16 protein-coding genes are annotated in these 18,240 nt (G+C 70.5%); 12 read left to right on the top strand and 4 right to left on the bottom strand.

Annotated features, from left to right (window positions below; genetic code table 11):
• Positions 1 to 6: 6 nt before the first annotated feature.
• Both ppdK and ACQP2Y_RS23395 read right to left on the bottom strand, forming a co-directional pair.
• Positions 7 to 2,670: a pyruvate, phosphate dikinase gene (ppdK, locus tag ACQP2Y_RS23390; RefSeq protein WP_433716838.1), complete on the bottom strand. Its 2,664-nt coding sequence runs from the start codon at positions 2,668 to 2,670 to the stop codon at positions 7 to 9.
• Positions 2,671 to 2,762: 92 nt separating this feature from the next.
• The gene (locus ACQP2Y_RS23395) at positions 2,763 to 3,707 is read right to left on the bottom strand and encodes an alpha/beta fold hydrolase (RefSeq protein WP_433716839.1); all 945 of its coding nucleotides are present in this window, start codon (positions 3,705 to 3,707) and stop codon (positions 2,763 to 2,765) included.
• Positions 3,708 to 3,769: 62 nt separating this feature from the next.
• Between ACQP2Y_RS23395 and ACQP2Y_RS23400 the strand changes: the two genes are divergently transcribed.
• From ACQP2Y_RS23400 to ACQP2Y_RS23420, 5 genes are all read left to right on the top strand, one after another.
• Positions 3,770 to 4,717, top strand: a complete 948-nt coding sequence (locus ACQP2Y_RS23400; protein WP_433716840.1) for a helix-turn-helix transcriptional regulator — start codon at positions 3,770 to 3,772, stop codon at positions 4,715 to 4,717.
• A gap of 68 nt (positions 4,718 to 4,785) precedes the next feature.
• Positions 4,786 to 5,472 (top strand): Type 1 glutamine amidotransferase-like domain-containing protein, encoded by a 687-nt coding sequence (locus tag ACQP2Y_RS23405; RefSeq protein ID WP_433732037.1) that lies wholly within the window; start codon positions 4,786 to 4,788, stop codon positions 5,470 to 5,472.
• Positions 5,473 to 5,566: 94 nt separating this feature from the next.
• Positions 5,567 to 6,586, top strand: a complete 1,020-nt coding sequence (gap, locus tag ACQP2Y_RS23410; RefSeq protein ID WP_433716841.1) for a type I glyceraldehyde-3-phosphate dehydrogenase — start codon at positions 5,567 to 5,569, stop codon at positions 6,584 to 6,586.
• A gap of 4 nt (positions 6,587 to 6,590) precedes the next feature.
• The gene (locus tag ACQP2Y_RS23415; protein ID WP_433716842.1) at positions 6,591 to 7,217 is read left to right on the top strand and encodes a CBS domain-containing protein; all 627 of its coding nucleotides are present in this window, start codon (positions 6,591 to 6,593) and stop codon (positions 7,215 to 7,217) included.
• Between the two features lie 15 nt (positions 7,218 to 7,232).
• Positions 7,233 to 7,388: an aldo/keto reductase gene (locus tag ACQP2Y_RS23420; protein WP_433716843.1), complete on the top strand. Its 156-nt coding sequence runs from the start codon at positions 7,233 to 7,235 to the stop codon at positions 7,386 to 7,388.
• Here the strand turns inward: ACQP2Y_RS23420 and ACQP2Y_RS23425 are convergent.
• Entirely contained in the window at positions 7,363 to 7,875 is a 513-nt protein-coding gene (locus ACQP2Y_RS23425; protein ID WP_433716844.1) for a peptidase inhibitor family I36 protein, read from the bottom strand. The genes ACQP2Y_RS23420 and ACQP2Y_RS23425 overlap by 26 nt on opposite strands.
• Before the next feature lie 390 nt (positions 7,876 to 8,265).
• Between ACQP2Y_RS23425 and ACQP2Y_RS23430 the strand changes: the two genes are divergently transcribed.
• Positions 8,266 to 8,841, top strand: a complete 576-nt coding sequence (locus ACQP2Y_RS23430) for a hypothetical protein (RefSeq protein WP_433716845.1) — start codon at positions 8,266 to 8,268, stop codon at positions 8,839 to 8,841.
• Here ACQP2Y_RS23430 and ACQP2Y_RS23435 read toward each other — a convergent pair.
• Entirely contained in the window at positions 8,828 to 9,829 is a 1,002-nt protein-coding gene (locus tag ACQP2Y_RS23435) for an Acg family FMN-binding oxidoreductase (protein WP_433716846.1), read from the bottom strand. The two genes, ACQP2Y_RS23430 and ACQP2Y_RS23435, sit on opposite strands and share 14 nt — an antisense overlap.
• 182 nt (positions 9,830 to 10,011) lie before the next feature.
• Between ACQP2Y_RS23435 and ACQP2Y_RS23440 the strand changes: the two genes are divergently transcribed.
• The 6 genes from ACQP2Y_RS23440 (at position 10,012) to narI (ending at position 18,223) form a co-directional block, all read left to right on the top strand.
• A complete protein-coding gene (locus ACQP2Y_RS23440) occupies positions 10,012 to 10,707 on the top strand; it encodes a CBS domain-containing protein (RefSeq protein ID WP_433716847.1) in 696 nt (231 codons plus the stop codon).
• Positions 10,708 to 10,814: 107 nt separating this feature from the next.
• Positions 10,815 to 11,504 (top strand): CBS domain-containing protein, encoded by a 690-nt coding sequence (locus ACQP2Y_RS23445; RefSeq protein WP_433716848.1) that lies wholly within the window; start codon positions 10,815 to 10,817, stop codon positions 11,502 to 11,504.
• Positions 11,505 to 11,524: 20 nt separating this feature from the next.
• Complete coding sequence (locus ACQP2Y_RS23450; RefSeq protein WP_433716849.1) at positions 11,525 to 15,193, top strand: nitrate reductase subunit alpha; 3,669 nt, start codon at positions 11,525 to 11,527, stop codon at positions 15,191 to 15,193.
• The gene (narH, locus tag ACQP2Y_RS23455) at positions 15,193 to 16,857 is read left to right on the top strand and encodes a nitrate reductase subunit beta (protein ID WP_433716850.1); all 1,665 of its coding nucleotides are present in this window, start codon (positions 15,193 to 15,195) and stop codon (positions 16,855 to 16,857) included. The genes ACQP2Y_RS23450 and narH overlap by 1 nt, the downstream gene beginning before the upstream one ends.
• Positions 16,854 to 17,474, top strand: a complete 621-nt coding sequence (gene narJ / locus ACQP2Y_RS23460; RefSeq protein ID WP_433716851.1) for a nitrate reductase molybdenum cofactor assembly chaperone — start codon at positions 16,854 to 16,856, stop codon at positions 17,472 to 17,474. Before narH ends, narJ begins: the two co-directional genes overlap by 4 nt.
• Positions 17,471 to 18,223 carry a respiratory nitrate reductase subunit gamma gene (gene narI / locus ACQP2Y_RS23465; protein ID WP_433716852.1) on the top strand — a complete coding sequence of 251 codons (753 nt, stop codon included), beginning with the start codon at positions 17,471 to 17,473 and terminating at the stop codon, positions 18,221 to 18,223. The genes narJ and narI overlap by 4 nt, the downstream gene beginning before the upstream one ends.
• The last annotated feature ends 17 nt before the right edge of the window (positions 18,224 to 18,240 follow it).

Raw genomic sequence — 18,240 nt, forward strand, 5'->3', positions numbered from 1 at the left:
TGCTCCTCATCTGCTGTCGGAGGTTGACGCCGTGCAGGCGGCGCGACCCGCCTCGAGCCGGGCGACGGGAACGCGGAACGGCGAGCAGGACACGTAGTCGAGGCCGGCCCGGTGGAAGAACCGCACGGACGCGGGGTCGCCGCCGTGTTCGCCACAGACACCGACCGTCAGGTCCGGCCGGGTCGCGCGGCCGCGCTCGACGGCGATCCGGACCAGCTCGCCCACCCCGCCGCTGTCGATCGTCTCGAACGGGGACACGGCGAAGATGCCGAGCGCCAGGTAGCGGCCGAAGAAGGCGCCTTCCACGTCGTCGCGGGAGAAGCCCCAGGTCATCTGGGTGAGGTCGTTGGTGCCGAAGGAGAAGAACTCCGCGGCGTGGGCGATCTCGCCGGCGGTCAGGGCGGCCCGGGGCACCTCGATCATCGTGCCGATCCGGATCCGCGGGATGCCGTCGATGCCGTGCAGCACGGACTCGGCTTCCGCCCGTACCGTCTCCAGCTCCTGCACGGCACCGACCAGCGGGACCATGATCTCGGGCCGGGGGTCGCCGCCGGCGGCCACGCGCAGCGCCGCCGCCTCGGCGATCGCCCGCACCTGCATCGCGAACAGGCCCGGGACGACCAGGCCCAGCCGCACTCCGCGCAGGCCGAGCATCGGGTTGGCCTCGTGCATCCGGCGCACGGCCGTCAGCAGTACGGCGTCACGGCCGGGATCGCGGCCCAGCGCCTCGGCGCGGGCGACGCGGGCGGTCAGCTCCTCGAGCGCCGGCAGGAACTCGTGCAGCGGCGGGTCGATGAGCCGTACGGTGACCGGCAGCCCGTCCATCGCCTCGAACAGCTCGACGAAGTCCGCCCGTTGCAGCGGTAGCAGTGCGGCCAGGGCCGCGTCCCGCTCGGTGTCGTCGTCGGCCAGGATCAGCCGCTCCACCAGCTCACGCCGCTCGCCGAGGAACATGTGCTCGGTGCGGCACAGCCCGACGCCGCCGGCTCCGAACCGGCGGGCCCGGGCGGCGTCCGGCCCGGTGTCGGCGTTGGCGTGCACGCCGAGCCGCCGGACGTGGTCGGCGTGCGTCATCAACCGTTGCACGGCCGCCAGCAGCGGGTCGTTGGCCGGCGACAACTCACCCTCGAAGTACCGGACGACGGGGGAGGGGTGCACCGGCACGGCACCCGGGTAGACCCGGCCGGTGGTGCCGTCCAGCGACAGCACATCGCCGGCGTGCAGGACCGTGCCGTTCACGGTGACCGTCTCCGCCGCCAGGTCGATGCGCAGCTCCTCGGCACCGCAGACGCAGGTCTTGCCCATGCCCCGGGCCACCACGGCAGCGTGCGACGTCTTGCCGCCCCGGCTGGTCAGGATGCCCTGGGCGGCGATCATCCCGGGCAGGTCGTCGGGATTGGTCTCCGGCCGCACCAGGATCACCGGGTGGTCCGCGGCTGCCGCGTGAGCGGAGTCGAAGACGATCGCGCCCACCGCCGCGCCGGGTGAGGCCGGAACGCCCGTGGTCAGCGGCGCCGGGGCGGCGGAGGTGTCGAAGCTGGGGAACATCAAGTGCGCGAGCTGCTCCCCGGAGACCCGCTGCAGGGCCTCGTCGAGCGTGATGGTGCCCTCGTCGACCAGCTGCGCGGCGATGACGAACGCGGCGGCGGCCGTGCGTTTGCCCACCCGGGTCTGCAGCATCCACAGCTTGCCGCGCTCGATGGTGAACTCGATGTCGCACAGGTCGCGGTAACGCTGCTCGAGCCGCTCCATGACCGACAGAAGCCGGCGGTAGCTGCGCGGGTCGAGCTCGGCGAGCTCGCGCAGCCCGACGGTGTTGCGGATCCCGGCGACCACGTCCTCGCCCTGGGCGTTGGACAGGTAGTCGCCGTAGGCGCCGCGCCGGCCGGTGGCCGGGTCCCGGGTGAAGGCGACGCCCGTACCCGAGTCCGGCCCCCGGTTGCCGAACACCATCGCCATCACGTTGACCGCGGTGCCGAGATCCTGCGGGATGCGCTCCTGCCGGCGGTACAGGACGGCCCGCTCGGCGTTCCAGGACCGGAAGACCGACGTGATGGCCAGGAACAGCTGCTCGTGCGGCGCCTGCGGGAAGTCCCGGCCGGTGTGGGCCAGGAAGACCTTCTTGTACGCCTCCACGAGGTCCTGCAACTGCGCGACCGGAAGCTCGGCGTCGGACTCGGCGCCGGCGCCGGCCCGGGCGGCGGCCAGCTCGGACTCGAAGTCCGCACCGGGCACGCCGAACACGGTCCGGCCGAACATCTGGATGAGCCGCCGGTACGAGTCCCAGGCGAACCGCTCGTCGCCGCTCTGCGCCGCCAGTCCCCGCACGCTGGAGTCGGTCAGACCGATGTCCAGGATCGTCTCCATCATGCCGGGCATCGAGAACTTGCCGCCCGAGCGGACCGACAGCAGCAGCGGGTCCTGCGGGTCACCGAGGCCCTTGCCCATTCGCATCTCGACGAGCAGCAGATGCTCCTGCACCTCGGCGAAGAGCCCGGCCGGGACCGCGCGGGTCCGCAGGTAGGCGCGGCAGGCCTCGGTGGTGATCGTGAAGCCGGGCGGCACCGGCAACCCCATCCGGGTCATCTCGGCCAGGTTGGCGCCCTTACCGCCGAGCAGCTCCTTCAGGTCCTTGTTGCCGTCCGTGAAGTCGTAGACGTACCTGGCCATCCGGCTCACCCTCGTCCGCTCGTGCGTTCGTCCTCTCTTCTGGTGGTACCGCACACGACGTCCCGGGCAGTAGGGCCGGAGGGCCCGCCGGGTCAGGGCTTCGCGAGCCACCTCAGCATCGCGTGGGTTGTTTCCTCCGGCTTCTCCTGCTGGATCCAATGACCGCAGTCCAGACTGACAACCTCCACATCAGGCACGAAATCCGGCAGTCCTTCGAACCGCTGGACCGCATCCCGGTCGCCGTAGATCATGAGTGTGGGCCGGCGGATGATCGGGTCCACGTCCGCCAGCAAGCGCCAGTTGCGGTCGAGGTTCCGGTACCAGTTGATGCTGCCCGTGAACCCTGAGGTCTCGAAGGCGGAGACGAAAACGGCCAGTTCGCTGTCGCTCATCAAAGGCTCGCCCGGCGGCGTCTCCGCGTTGGCGATATTGATCATCACCATTCCCGGCTCCGGCGCGGCAAGTGGCACGTTCTTCCGGTACAAGTTGCGCAGGAACCGGAACGTGTTCTCGTCCAGCACGGCGTCCGCGACGCCTGGCTGCCGATTGAAGTGGACGAAGTAGAAGTCGCCGCCGAGAAATTCCTCCATGACCTCGATCCAGGGTTTTTCTCCGCGCTCCTGGTAGGGCAAGCTCAAGCTGATCACCTTGTTCACCCGGTGCGGATGCAACAAGGTCAGGCCCCAGACGACCATTGCCCCCCAGTCGTGACCGACGAAGGTGGCGTCCTCGTACCCGTAGTGGTCGAGAAGGGCGACGAGATCACCCGACAGGTGCGCGATGTCGTAGTCGGTCACTTCGGCCGGCCGGGACGAGTTTCCGTAACCCCGCTGGTTCGGGACGATGACGTGGTAGCCGGCTGCGGCCAGGGCGGGCATCTGGTGGCGCCAGGAGAAGGCATGCTCCGGCCAGCCGTGACAAAGTACGATGGGCCGTCCCGCGTTGTGCTGTCCGGCTTCGAAGACTTCGAGCTCCACGCCGTTGACCGGAATGAGGGTGGGCTCAGGAAAATCGATCGGGCTCGTCGGTGAGGTCATGGCGCTATCCTGCCGAGCAGAACCGGTCATCTCATGACCGGTTTTCGTGGAAGTGTTGCCGGATGCGAGCTGACCGGCTGATGGCCATCCTCTTCCTGCTGCAACAGCGCGAGCAGGTGACAGCAGCCGAGGTCGCCCGGGAGCTGGAGGTCTCCGAGCGCACCGCCCGCCGCGACCTCGACGCCCTGGCCATGGCCGGGGTGCCCGTGTACTCCATGCAGGGCCGGGGTGGCGGCTGGCGCCTCGTCGGCGGTGCCCGCACCGACCTGTCCGGGCTGACCGCGAGTGAGGCCCGCGCCCTGTTCCTGGTGGCCGGCCCGGCCTCGGCGGCGACGCCGGCCGTGAAAGCAGCTCTGCGCAAGCTCGTGCGGGCCCTTCCGGAGCCCTTCCGGGTGCAGGCCGAGGCAGCAGCGTCGTCGCTGGTCCTGGACCCGCAACGATGGGGGTCGAGCCCGGTCGAGCTCCGGCACCCGCCCTTCCTCGACGACCTGCAGGACGCGGTGATCCGCGGCGTCCAGGTGCGGCTCGGCTACGTCGACGGCCAGGGCACCGAGACCTTGAGAACCGTCCACCCGCTGGGCATCGTCGCCAAAGGCCCGGCGTGGTACCTCGTCGCCACCACCGAGGCCGGCCGGCGGACCTTCCGGATCGACCGCGTGTCGTCCGCCGACCCGACCGGCGATCCCGTGCACCGGCCCGAGGACTTCGACCTGGCCCGGAGCTGGCGCGAGATCGCCGACGAGGTCGACCGGCGGCGGACGCCCGTCGAGCTCCAGGCGGTGTGCGCGCCCGACTGGATGGGCCGGCTCCGGATGATGCTCGGCGGCCGGCTCGAGGTGGGCGGTTCCACCCCCGACGGCCGCGTCGAGGTCGTGATCCGCGGCTACAACGAGTACGCACTCGCCGGCGAACTGGCCGGGCTGATCGAATGGCTCGAAGTGACCGGTCCGCCAGGCGTACGGGACCACCTGGCCTCGATCGGCAACGCCCTCGCCGAGCGATACGGCTGACATAAGGGCCCGCGGGTGAAGGTGGTTGACGGCCGGAGAACCCGAGTGGATGATCCAGCGATGTGTCGCTGAAGTTCCTTCTCACGTCGTCGGGCATCGGCAACCCGAGCATCTCCGACGCGCTCGTCGACCTGCTGGGCAAGCCGATCGCCGAATCCACGGCCCTGTTCATCCCCACCGGTGTCCACCCCTTCCCCGGCGGCGCTGAGAGGGCGTGGAAGGCGATTCACGGCCACGCTTCGATCCCGCTGGGCGAGCTGGGTTGGAAATCCCTGGGGCTGCTGGAGCTCACCGCGTTGCCGACCATTCGGGAAGAGAACTGGGTCCCGGCGGTCCGGGCGGCCGATGCCCTCCTCGTCTGGGGCGGCGACGTGCTGTACCTGACCTATTGGCTGCGCCGGTCGGGTCTGGCCGACCTCCTGCCATCGCTGCGGGACACGGTTTATGTGGGGGTCAGCGCCGGGAGCATCGCGGTCACCCCGTACAACTGCGACGCCGAATTCGACCTGCAATTCGTCCCTGACGGCAGCGACATGGCGCAGGACGCCGACCGGGCGCTGGGACTGGTGGACTTCACGTTGTACCCCCACCTCAACCATCCGGACATGGAGGACACCGACCTGTCCAGCATCCAGAAGTGGGCGTCCGGCATCCCGGTCCCGACCTACGCCATCGACGACAACACCGCCGTCAAGGTCGTCGACGGCACCGTTGAGGTCATCTCGGAAGGCGACTGGAAACTGATCAGTCCCTGACCCGCCGGGAGAACTACCCTTCCGGGCCTTTCGACCCTGCCTCCCCGATCGCCGCGACGGGAGGCTGAAGGGGACGACAAGCCGGGAGGCAACGATGAGCTACCGCATCGCCATCAACGGATTCGGCCGGATCGGCCGCAACTATCTGCGGGCCCTGCTGGACAAGGACCTGTCGAACGCGGGCTTCCAGGTGGTCGCGATCAACGACCTGTACGACACCGGCACCTTGGCCCACCTGCTGGAATACGACTCCACGTTCGGCCGCCTCGGTGCCGGCGTGAGCTACACCGACGACGCCCTGAACGTCGGCTGGCACACGATCCCGGTCTTCTCGGAGCGCTCACCCGACCAGTTGCCGTGGGCCGATCTCGGGGTCGACCTGGTCATCGAGTCGACCGGCAAGCTGCGGACCCGGGACGATGCCGCGCTGCACCTCAAGGCCGGAGCGTCGCGGGTGCTGATCTCCTCGCCGGGCAAGGGCGTCGACGCGACCCTGGTGCCCGGCGTCAACGCGGACTCGTACGACCCGGTGCGGCACGAGATCGTCTCCGGGGCGTCCTGCACGACCAACTGCGTCGCGCCCCTGGTCAAGGTGCTGCACGAGGCGTTCGGCATCGAGCGGGGCTTCCTGACGACCGTGCACGCGTACACCAATGACCAGAACGTCCTGGACGCGCCGCACAAGGATCCTCGCCGGGCCCGGGCCGCGGGGGTGAACATCATCCCGACCAGCACCGGGGCCGCGAAGGCCGTGGGCCTGGTCCTGCCCGAGCTGGCCGGCCGGCTCGACGGCGTCGCGCTGCGCGTCCCGGTCGTCGACGGCTCGATCAGCGACCTGACGCTCGAACTCGGCACCGACGTGACGGTCGAGCAGGTCAACGAGGCTGTCGAGCGGTCGGCGGCGGTCGGCGGGCCGATGCACGGCATCATCCGCTACACCGAGGCGCCGATCGTCTCCACGGACATCGTCGGCGACCCGGCTTCCTGCGTCTTCGACGCCGGGCTCACCCAGGCGCGGGGCCGGCTGATCAAGGTCTTCGGCTGGTACGACAACGAGTGGGGCTACACCAACCGGCTCGTCGACCTGACCAAGCTGCTGGCCGGGCGGAGGTAGGACCGTGCGCGCGAAGGACATCATGACCAGCCCGGTCCACGTGGTCTGGCAGAACGCACCGATCGAGAGCGCCGCGGAGCTGATGACCGCCAAGGCGGTCACGGCCCTGCCGGTGGTCGACGCGCAGGGGTTCCTGGTCGGCATGGTCAGCGAGGGGGATCTGCTGTGGCACCGGGTGCCCGTCGATCCGACCGCGCACCTGCGCCGCGACGTGGACGTGGCGCCGCAGCGCCGGCCCGGCACGGTCGTGGAGGTGATGGCCAGGAATCCGTTCACGGCCACGCCGGACCTCGACGTGGCCGAGGTGGCCGACGTGATGCTGCGGCGTGACGTGCGCAGCATGGCGGTCGTCAAAGGCCGCGAGGTCGTCGGCATCATCAGCCGCCGCGACATCCTGCGCACGATGGTACGCAGCGACGACGTCATCGCCGCGGACGTGCAGCACCGGCTCGACGAGTACGCCGACGGCGCCCGCCTGTGGACGGTCACTGTCGGCGGCGGCATCGCCACCGTCGCCGGTGAGTTCGCCAACGACACCCAGCGGGCCGTCGTGACCGTGCTCGCCCGCACCGTGCCCGGCGTGAGCGCCGTGACCGTCGAGGAGACGGAAAGCTCAGGAGGCCGGCGATGAAAGGGCTTCGGTGCGATGCAGCTGACCGGTCCCGGCGCCCTCGGGCCGCCCCGTGACCGCGATGCCGCTGTCGACGTGCTGCGCAAGGCGGTTGATCTGGGCGTCAACCACATCGACACGGCTCAGTACTACGGGCCGGACGTCGTCAACAAGGTGATCCGGGAGTCGTGAAGCGGCCGCAGGCGTAGAGGCTCGTCACGCGGTCGCACCAGTCGCTGCTCTGGCAGGTGGCGTAGCCGCTTGCCGCGACCGTGCGGTTCCAGCCGCTGGCGTTGCAGTTCACCCAGTCGTACACCCGTACGTCGGTGTTGGTGTCGTTCCACCAGCTCTCGCCGTCGTCCTTCGCCCCGGTGGCCAGGTTCCAGCAGTGTCCGGGAGCCCCGGCGATCCCGTTGAGGCTGTACCGGTGGAACTCGCCGTCGTAGTTGGTGCTGTCCCACTGGCAGAAGTAGGTCCAGCTGCACTGCCCGAGGCTGCGCCGCGAGATGAGGGCGACGCTCTCCACCTCGTTCACCTGCCGGAAGGTCAGGACCTCGCCGGTGCTCACGCGCTCCTGGTAGGTGCTGCCGATCTTGTGTGCGGCCCCGGGCGGCAACACGGTGGCCGCCTCCGCGGGCTCGGCGGCGAGCAACACCAGCGCAGCGGCGAGCACTACCATGAGTTTCCTGATCATCCCCGTGCCTCTCCCGTGAAAGGTCCAGCCTGCGGCGCGGCACCTTACGCAAAGCGAGGGCCCGGCGACTGTATGGCCACAATAGAAGGAAGTTGAGGTTCAGCGGAAGGGTCTCAGCCGCAGAGAGCCGCCAGGATCTCCGCGACGGACTCCGGCTTGTGGCGCAGCGTGGCCCGGTCTCCTCGGCGAGGCGCTTCGCGTTGGCGCGGTAGCGGTCGCGGGGCACGGAGAGCAGCAGATGCAGCATCATGACCCGCCGCCTCGCCCGCCACCCACACACCTGAACCCCTTATTTACCAGGGTCTCAGCCACACCACGCTCTTCCCGGACGACACGGATCCGGACCTCGTCGCCCGGGTCAGCGTGCGGCAGCCGATGGCACCGACGCCGGCGGCCGAGGCCCTGGTCGCCGCCATCCCGCACCGGCACACCAACCGGTGGCCGTTCGCCCGGTCCGTCGTGCCGGCCGACGCGGTCGAACGGCTGGCGGACGCCGCCCGCCGCGAGGGCGCCACGCTCACCGTCGCGAACGCGGTCAGCCGCAACGCGATCCTGAGCCTGTCCCAGGAGGCCGATCGGGCGCTGCGGGCCAAGGGCCGCTACCGCGCCGAACTCGCGCGGTGGACCAGCCCGCACCGGGGCCGCCGGGACGGCGTGCCGTCGACGGCGATCGGCCCGTGCGATGCCCTGGAGATCCTGCCGATCCGCGACTTCGGGCTCCTGCAACCGCACCGGGACCGGGCCGCCGCCCCGTTCGAGCCGTACCCGACCATCATGGTCCTGGCCATCGACGGCGATACCCGGCGGCACTGGGTGAACGCCGGTCAAGCCCTGCAGCGGGTGCTGCTCACCGCGACCTGGCTGAACCTGGCCACCACGCCGATCAGCCAGCCGGTGGAGATCCCGGCGATCGTCCTGCTGCCGGACGACGGTGGTTCTACCGGTCGCTGATCCGGACGATGTCGGCGGCTTTGCGGCGCGGAGCGGGCGGCAGGTCCGGCGCGGCATCGTTGTAGCCCAGCCGGATGGTCAGATACGGCTCGCCCACTCCGCTCAGCAGGCCCTTCAGCAGGTGGCGCGGCCACTGGACCTCGATGGTGTCGCTCATCGGTGCCGTGGCCAGCCCGTCCGCGGTCGCGGCCAGGAGCAGCGCGGACAGCGCCTCACCACCGCGTAGCAGCGCCTCGGCCTCGTCGGTGAGCCCGAACAACACCACGTACGACGCCCCGAGGTCGAAGTCGTCGCCGGGGCTCAGCCCGGCGACGGCGCCGGGGGCGTAGTCGCGGACCGGGACCCGGCGCGGTGCCCGCTGCACCGCCGTCGCGGCCGGTACGCCGTCGCCGCTGTCCACCGGCCGGTTGGTCCAGTGCTCGAGCTCCGCCCGGTAGGCCGGATCGCTGCTCTCGGCGTCGGCCGCCCGGGCGGTGGAGGTGGCCAGCATCGGCATCTGGTCCCGGCGTACGACGTGCAGGTAGGCCCCTTCGGCCTCCACCGCCCGCCGCAGCCCGATCAGCAGCTCCTCCGGCACGGTCCGGTCGCTGAACGCCCGCCGGTCCGTACGCCGCAGCGTGATCGCTCCCGCCATCCGTTCCGCCTGCCGGTCGGCGTCCGCGGCCCCGGCGATGGTGATGCGCGCGAGGACGTCGGCGGCGTCACCCTGCGGCAGGCGCTCGACGTGCACGTCCCATCCGGCGGCCCGCAGGGCGACCCGGGCGTGGTGCAGGGCGGCGCCGCAGCTGAGCAGCAGCAGCCGGCTGTCGGGGTCGGTCGCCGTCAGGGCACGGGTCCGGTCGGCGTGCAGCTCCAGCGTGTCGCCGCTGAGCTGCCAGCGCCACGGCTGGGTGTTGAACACCGACGGTGCGTGCCCTGCGACGTGCGCCGCGGCCTCGAGAGCGGCGGCTGGGCGGGACCGTGTCGGCGGCCCGGACTGTGCGGTCATGACGGACACCTCCTCTGTCCGCCCACTGTGCCGGTCCGTGGCCCGTCCCGAGCAGGGCCGAAGGACCTGTTCGCGCCGGCCGGCCGAGCCGTCCCGAGCGGCCCTGGGGAACGGGCCGACCGGCTCTGGGCCGGCGCGCGGGGCGTCCCTAGCGTCGGTGGTGAGCAGGAGGAGGTGCGGCCATGAAACTGTGGTGTGTGGATGACGTCATGACCCGCGACGTGGTCTCGGTCGGGGAGGACACCCCGTACCGGGAGCTGGTGGATCTGCTGATCAGCCGGCGGGTCAGCGCGGTGCCGGTCGTCGACCGGCACGACCGGGTGACCGGAGTCGTGTCCGAGGCGGACCTGTTGCACAAGGTGGAGGCCGCCGGCGGGGTCAGTCCGCGGATCTTCGACGCCTGGCGCCGCCGCGGCGACCGGGCCAAGGCCGGCGGCCGGACCGCGGCCGAGGTGATGACCTCACCGGTCGTGTCGGCGGACGGGTCGCTGTCGCTTGCCGCGGCAGCCCGTCGCATGCAACGTGAGCGCGTCAAGCGGCTCCCGGTGGTGGACCACCAGGGTCACCTGATCGGCATCGTCACCCGTAGCGACCTGCTCAAGGTGCATCGCCGTTCCGACACCGAGATCTGCCGGGACGTCGTGGCCGAGGCCCTGCCCGGCGCTTCGGTGACTGACGGCACCGCCGTACGGGTGACCTGTGTCGACGGTGTCGTCTCGCTCGCCGGGCGGGTGCATTTCCGCTCGGCTGCCGCGCGGCTCGCCGGTACGGCCCGGCGCGTGCCGGGCGTCGTCGATGTCGCCGACGGCCTGACGTTCGACATCGACGACAGCATGATCAACGGTTCGGAGCGCGGTACCCCGTTCGGCGTCGCGTAGCGCTCCGGCGGCCCGGCCCGGGCTGTGGTCCCGAGGGGTAGGGCCGGTCGGCCCTGCCCCGGCCGGCGGTCCGCTCCTAGCGTCGAGGTGATCGATGAGGAGGCGTGATGAAGGCCTGGACAGTGAACGACGTCATGACCACCGCGGTGGTCACCGTTCCGCCGGAAACGCCGTACCGCGACGTGGTCGACCTGCTGGTGCGCAACCGGTTCAGCGCCGTACCCGTCGTCGACGAGTTCCAGCGGGTGACCGGGGTGGTGTCCGAGGCGGACCTGCTCCGCAAGATCGAGTACGCCGGCGCCGAGGAGCCCCGCCTGTTCGACGGCCGGCGCCGTCGCGGCGAGCGAGTGAAGGCTTCCGCCCGTACCGCGGCCGACCTGATGAGCACGCCGCCGGTGACAGTGCCGGCCAGCACCTCCATCCCGGCCGCGGCGCGGGTCATGGACGGCGAAGGGGTCAAGCGGCTGCCGGTCGTCGACGACCTGGGCCGGCTGGTCGGTGTGGTCTCCCGCGGCGACCTGCTCAAGGTGCACCTGCGTCCCGACGACGAGATCCTCGCGGACGTGCAGGCCGGTGTCGTGCGTGCCTTCATGGCCGACGACGCCGGGAGAGTGCAGGTCACGGTCGACGACGGCGTGGTGACCTTCACCGGCCGGGTCGGGCGGTGGTCGACGACCGACATCGCCGACCGGCTGACCCGGCAGGTGGCCGGGGTGGTCGAGGTCGTCGACCAGCTCGAGTACGACTACGACGACAGCGACATCCTGGGCACCGGCATCGCCTACGGCATCGCCTGACCACGAGGGAGCGAGGACACATGGCGGGAGCGAGCGGAACGGCGGCGCGGGCGTTACTGGCGTTCGGCGGACTCGTACGGCGGGCGGAGGTCTCCGCCGACGGCCGTACGCTGCACCAGATCGGCGGCCGGGAGGCGGACAGCTTCTACCGGGACCGCTGGTCCTACGACAAGGTGGTGCGCTCGACGCACGGGGTGAACTGCACCGGCTCGTGCTCCTGGAAGGTGTACGTCAAGGACGGCATCATCACCTGGGAGCAGCAGCAGACCGACTATCCCAGCGTCGGCGCCGACCGGCCGGAGTACGAGCCGCGTGGCTGTCCCCGCGGCGCGGCCTTCTCCTGGTACACGTACTCACCGACACGGGTGCGGTATCCGTACGCCCGCGGGGTGCTGATCGAGATGTACCGGGAGGCCAAGGCCCGTCTCGGCGGTGACCCCGTCGCGGCGTGGGCCGACATCCAGGCCGATCCGGTACGCCGCCGCCGCTACCAGCGGGCCCGCGGCAAGGGCGGACTCGTCCGGGTGTCGTGGGACGAGGCGCAGGAGATCGTCGCCGCCGCCCACGTGCACACCATCGGCGCGTACGGCCCGGACCGGGTGGCCGGTTTCTCGCCGATCCCCGCGATGTCCATGGTGTCGCACGCCGTCGGCGCCCGGTTTCTGAGCCTGATCGGCGGCTCGATGCTGTCGTTCTACGACTGGTACGCCGACCTGCCGGTCGCCTCGCCGCAGATGTTCGGTGACCAGACCGACGTGCCCGAGTCGGGGGACTGGTGGGACGCCTCTTACCTGGTGATGTGGGGCTCCAACGTGCCGGTGACCCGTACCCCGGACGCGCACTGGATGGCCGAGGCCCGCTACCGCGGCCAGAAGGTCGTCGTGGTGTCGCCGGACTACGCCGACAACGTCAAGTTCGCCGACGAGTGGCTGCCCGCGCAGCCCGGCACCGACGGCGCCCTGGCGATGGCGATGGGTCACGTCATCCTCAAGGAGTTCTTCGTCGACAAGGTGACGCCGCGCTTCGCCGACTACGTTTCGCGCTACACCGACCTGCCGTACCTGGTCGCGCTGGAGCCGGTCGACGGCGGCGGCTACCGGCCGGGCAAGTTCGTGACGGCCGCCGACCTGGGGGAGACCGGGGCCGAGGCGGCGTTCCGGCCGGTGTTGTGGGACTCGGTCACCGACGCGCCCGCGGTGCCCGGCGGATCGCTGGGGGACCGGTTCAGCGAGGCCGGGGTCGGCCGGTGGAACCTCGATCTCGGCGATGTCGTGCCCCGGCTCAGCTGCGCCGGTGGTGAGGGCGCCGAGATCGCGTTGCCACGCTTCGACAACGACACCCCGGAACTGATGCGCCGCGGCGTACCCACCGCCGAAGTCGGCGGCAAGCTGGTGACCACGGTCTTCGACCTGATGCTGGCCCAGTACGGCGTCGCCCGCCCGGGTCTGCCCGGGATCTGGCCGAGCGGCTACGACGACGGCGAGGTGCCGTACACCCCGGCGTGGCAGGAGCCGATCACCGGCGTACCCGCCGTGGCCGTGGCCCGGATCGGCCGCGAGTTCGCCGACAACGCCGAACGCTCCGGCGGCCGGTCGATGATCCTGATGGGTGCGGGGACCAACCACTGGTTCCATTCCGACACCACCTACCGGGCGATGCTCACCCTGACCACGCTGACCGGCTGCCAGGGGGTCAACGGCGGCGGCTGGGCGCACTACGTCGGGCAGGAGAAGTGCCGGCCGGTGACCGGCTGGTCGCACCTGGCCTTCGGGCTGGACTGGGTCCGGCCGCCGCGGCAGATGATCGGCACCGCGTTCTGGTATCTGCACACCGACCAGTGGCGCTACGACCAGTACGGCGCCGACGTGCTGACCTCGCCGCTGGCCAAGGGCGAGTTCGCCGGCAGGCACACCGCCGACCTGCTGGCCAAGTCGGCCCGCCTGGGCTGGATGCCGTCGATGCCGACCTTCGACCGCAACCCCCTCGACCTCGCCGACGAAGCCCTCGCGGCCGCACCCGACAACCCCGCCGCGCACGTGACCCAGGAGCTGGTCGACGGCCGGCTCCGCTTCGCCGGTACGGACCCGGACGCACCGGAGAACTGGCCGCGTGTCCTCACGGTGTGGCGGGCCAACCTGCTGGGCTCGTCCGCCAAAGGCAACGAGTACTTCCTGCGGCACCTGCTCGGCACCGACGCGTCACTGCGCGCCGAGGAGGCACCGCCGGAGAAGCGCCCGCAGGACGTCGTCTGGCACGACGAGGCGCCGGAGGGCAAGCTGGATCTGCTGCTGTCGCTGGACTTCCGGATGACCTCCACGACCTTGTTCTCCGACGTGGTTCTGCCCGCGGCGACGTGGTACGAGAAGCACGACCTCAACACCACGGACATGCACCCGTTCATCCACGCGTTCACCCCGGCGATCAACCCGCCGTGGCAGACCCGCACCGACTTCGACGCGTTCCACGGCATCGCCAAGGTCTTCTCCGAGCTGGCCGGTCCGCGCCTGGGCGTCCGTAAGGACCTGGTCGCGGCGCCGCTGCTGCACGACACCCCGGACGCCATGGCCACCCCCGGCGGCGTCGTGCGGGACTGGCAGACCGGCGAGGTCCCCGCCGTGCCGGGCCGCACCATGCCCAAGTTCATCGTCGTGGAACGCGACTACGGCGCGATCAGCGCGAAGATGGGCGCCCTGGGCCCGCTGCTCGACCGGCTCGGCACCACCACGAAGGCGGTCACCGTCGACGTCAGCCCGGAGATCGCATTCCTCGGGCAGGTCAACGGCACCGTCCGCGGCGGCGTCGCCGACGGCCGTCCCCGCCTGGACACCGACATCCGGGCCTGCGAGGCCATCCTGGCCCTGTCCGGCACCACCAACGGCCGGGTGGCCACCGAGGGCTTCGAGTTCCTGGAACGGCGCACCGGCCGACGGCTGGCCGACCTGGCCGCCGAGCACGAGGGCAAACAGATCCGCTTCGCCGACTGTCAGTCGCGGCCCGTCCCGGTGATCACCAGCCCGGAGTGGTCCGGCAGCGAGCACGGCGGCCGCCGGTACTCGCCGTTCACGATCAACGTCGAGCGGCTCAAGCCCTGGCACACCCTCACCGGGCGGCAGCACTTCTATCTCGACCACGACTGGATCGCCGAGCTCGGCGAGGAGCTGCCGGTCTTCCGGCCGCCGCTGGACATGCACAAACTCTTCGGCGAGCCGCGCCTGGGCGCCAAGGGCGAGCTGGAGCTGACGGTGCGCTACCTGACGCCGCACTCGAAGTGGTCCATCCACTCCGAGTACCAGGACAACCTGATCATGCTGACGCTCTCGCGCGGCGGGCCGACGATGTGGATGAGCGAGAAGGACGCCGCCAAGATCGGTGTCACGGACAACGAGTGGATCGAGGCGGTCAACCGCAACGGCGTGGTGGTGTGCCGTGCGGTGGTGACGCACAAGATGCCCGAAGGAACCGTGTACCTGTACCACGCGGCGGAGCGGGTGATCGACGTGCCGAAGTCGGAGACGAACGGCCGGCGTGGCGGCATCCACAACTCGCTGACCCGGCTGCTGATCAAGCCCACCCACCTCATCGGCGGCTACGCGCAGCTGTCGTTCGCGTTCAACTACCTCGGCCCGACCGGCAACCAGCGCGACGAGGTCACCGTCATCCGCCGTCGTTCCCAGGAGGTGCAGTACTGATGCGCGTCATGGCCCAGATGTCGATGGTGATGAACCTCGACAAGTGCATCGGCTGCCACACCTGCTCGGTCACCTGCAAGCAGGCGTGGACCAACCGCTCCGGTGTGGAGTACGTGTGGTTCAACAACGTCGAGTCGCGGCCCGGGCAGGGCTATCCCCGCACCTATCAGGATCAGGACAGGTGGCAGGGCGGCTGGACGCGTACTCGGGCCGGGCGGCTCAAGCCCCGGGCCGGCGGCCGGATCAAGAAGCTGTTCAGCATCTTCGCCAACCCCAAGATGCCCGCCATGGCCGATTACTACGAACCCTGGACCTACGACTATGACCACCTGCTCACCGCCCCGGCCGGCGACGACACCCCGGTGGCCCGGCCCAAGTCCCTGCTGACCGGCGAGGACACCAAGGTGACCTGGTCGGCGAACTGGGACGACTCGCTCGCGGGCGGCAACGAGATCGCCGCCGGCGACCCGATCCTGCAGCAGTTGTCGGATCAGGTGCGCCAGGAGTACGAGAAAGCCTTCCTGTTCTTCCTGCCCCGCATCTGCGAGCACTGTCTCAACCCGTCCTGCGCGGCCTCCTGCCCGTCCGGGGCGATCTACAAGCGCGCCGAGGACGGCATCGTGCTGGTCGACCAGGACCGCTGCCGCGGCTGGCGGATGTGCGTGACCGGCTGCCCGTACAAGAAGATCTACTTCAACCACCGCACCGGCAAGGCCGAGAAGTGCACCTTCTGCTTCCCGCGCATCGAGATCGGCCAGCCGACGATCTGCTCCGAGACCTGCGTCGGCCGGCTGCGCTATCTCGGGCTCATGCTGTACGACGCCGACGCCGTCGGAAAGGCCGCCGCGGTCAAGGACGAGCACGCCCTGTTCGAGGCACAGAAGTCGGTGTTCCTCGACCCGAACGACCCGAAGGTCATCGCCGCGGCCCGCGCGGCGGACATCCCGGACGACTGGATCACCGCGGCTCAGCGCTCCCCGATCTGGGACCTGATCATGAAGTACCAGGTCGCGCTGCCGCTGCACCCGGAGTACCGGACCATGCCGATGGTCTGGTACATCCCGCCGCTGTCCCCGGTCGTCGACATCCTGCGCGACACCGGTCACGACGGCGAGGACCTGGACAACCTGTTCGGGGCCGTCGACGCGCTGCGCATCCCGGTCGACTACCTGGCCGGGCTGTTCACCGCCGGCGATCCGGCCCCGGTGACCGCCGTCCTGCAGCGGCTCGCCGCGATGCGCGCCTACCAGCGCCGGATCAACCTCGGCGAGGAGCGCGACGAATCCCTCGCAGCCGCGGTCGGCATGACCGGCACCGAGATGGACGACATGTTCCGGCTGCTGGCCATCGCCAAGTACGAGGAGCGCTACGTCATCCCGGCCGCACACGCCGAGGACGCCCACCACCTCGAACAACTGGCCACCGAGTGCAGCCTCGACACCGACGGCGGCCCGGGTATGGGCGGCTCCGGGCCGTTCGGCGAGGCCTCCGGCACGCCGGCCCCGATCTCGATCGAGAACTTCCACATGCTGCGGGAGCGCCAGACCGCGGACTCGACCGCCGCACCCGACGACAAGCACAAGCGGGTCAACCTGCTCAACTGGGACGGCAAGGGCCGCCCCGAGGGACTCTTCCCGCCCAAGAAGGACGGAGACGACCAGTGACCACCCCGGCCTGGCGGCCTGTCGCGGCCCGCGCCGCCTCCCTGCTGCTGCGGTACCCCGACCACGAGGTGCTGTCGGTGCTGCCCACGCTCGTGGCGGCACTCGACGACCTGCCGGCGCCGATCGCGCAGCCGTTGCGGGTGGTCGCCGAGCACCGCCGTGCCGATGACCCGGCCACGCTGGCGGCCACCTACGTCGAGTTGTTCGACTTCCGTCGCCGCTGCTGCCTGCACCTGACCTACTACACCGCCGGTGACACCCGTAAGCGTGGCGAGGCGCTGGTGCTGTTCGCGGAGGCGTACAAGAACGCGGGTCTGCGGCTCGTCGACGGCGAGCTGCCGGACTATCTGCCCGCGGTGCTCGACCTGGCAGTGCTGGACGACGACGGGTGGCGGCTGCTCCGGGAGAACCGCATCGGCCTCGACCTGCTGGCCAAGGCGCTGCACACCGAGAAGTCGGTCTACCGGCACGTCATCGAGGCCGTACGAGCCATGCTGCCCCCGCCTCAGCCCGGAGACATCGCGGCCGCCGTCCGGCTCGCCCAGACCGGACCGCCGGTCGAACAGGTCGGGCTCGAACCGTTCGGACTCGTCGACACCACCGGAGGCCGGCGATGAACGTGCTGCTCTGGGTCGTCTTCCCGTACCTGTGCATCGCCGTGCTGGTCGGCGGCCTGATCTGGCGGCATCGCTACGACAAGTTCGGCTGGACCACCCGCTCGTCCCAGCTGTACGAGAGCGCGGTCCTGCGCTGGGGCAGCCCGATGTTCCACTTCGGGGTGCTGATGGTCCTCATCGGCCACGTCGGCGGCCTGATCATCCCCAAGGCCTGGACCGAGGCCGTCGGGATCACCGAGCACGCCTACCACCTGACGGCCGTGTTCGTCGGCACCGTCGCGGGCTTCTGCACCCTGATCGGCATGGCGATCCTCATCGCCCGGCGCCGGCTCACCGGTCCGGTCTTCGCCGCCACCACGAAGAACGACAAGGCCATGTACCTGGTGCTGGCCGGGGTGATCGTGCTGGGACTGTGGTCGACACTGCGGGCCAACGTGGCCGGCGACGGCTATGACTACCGCGAGACGATCTCACCGTGGTTCCGGTCACTGTTCTATCTCAGCCCGGACCCGGAGATCATGGCCGCCGTCCCGATCGGCTTTCAGCTCCACATCATCGCCGCGTTCTCGCTGTTCGCCTTCTGGCCCTTCACCCGCCTCGTGCACGCCTTCAGTGCACCAGTGGGCTACCTGACCCGTCCTTACGTGCCCTACCGCAGCCGGGACACCCGGCCCGGGTTGCGTCCGTCGCGGCCCGGCTGGGAAGGCCCGCCGAAGCTCCCCACCCGATCCGGCCGCGACCGCGGCTGACCGGCCCGACCCGAGGA

Origin of the sequence: Actinoplanes sp. CA-051413, from assembly GCF_050955795.1 — a bacterium.
Lineage (GTDB): Bacteria > Actinomycetota > Actinomycetes > Mycobacteriales > Micromonosporaceae > Actinoplanes.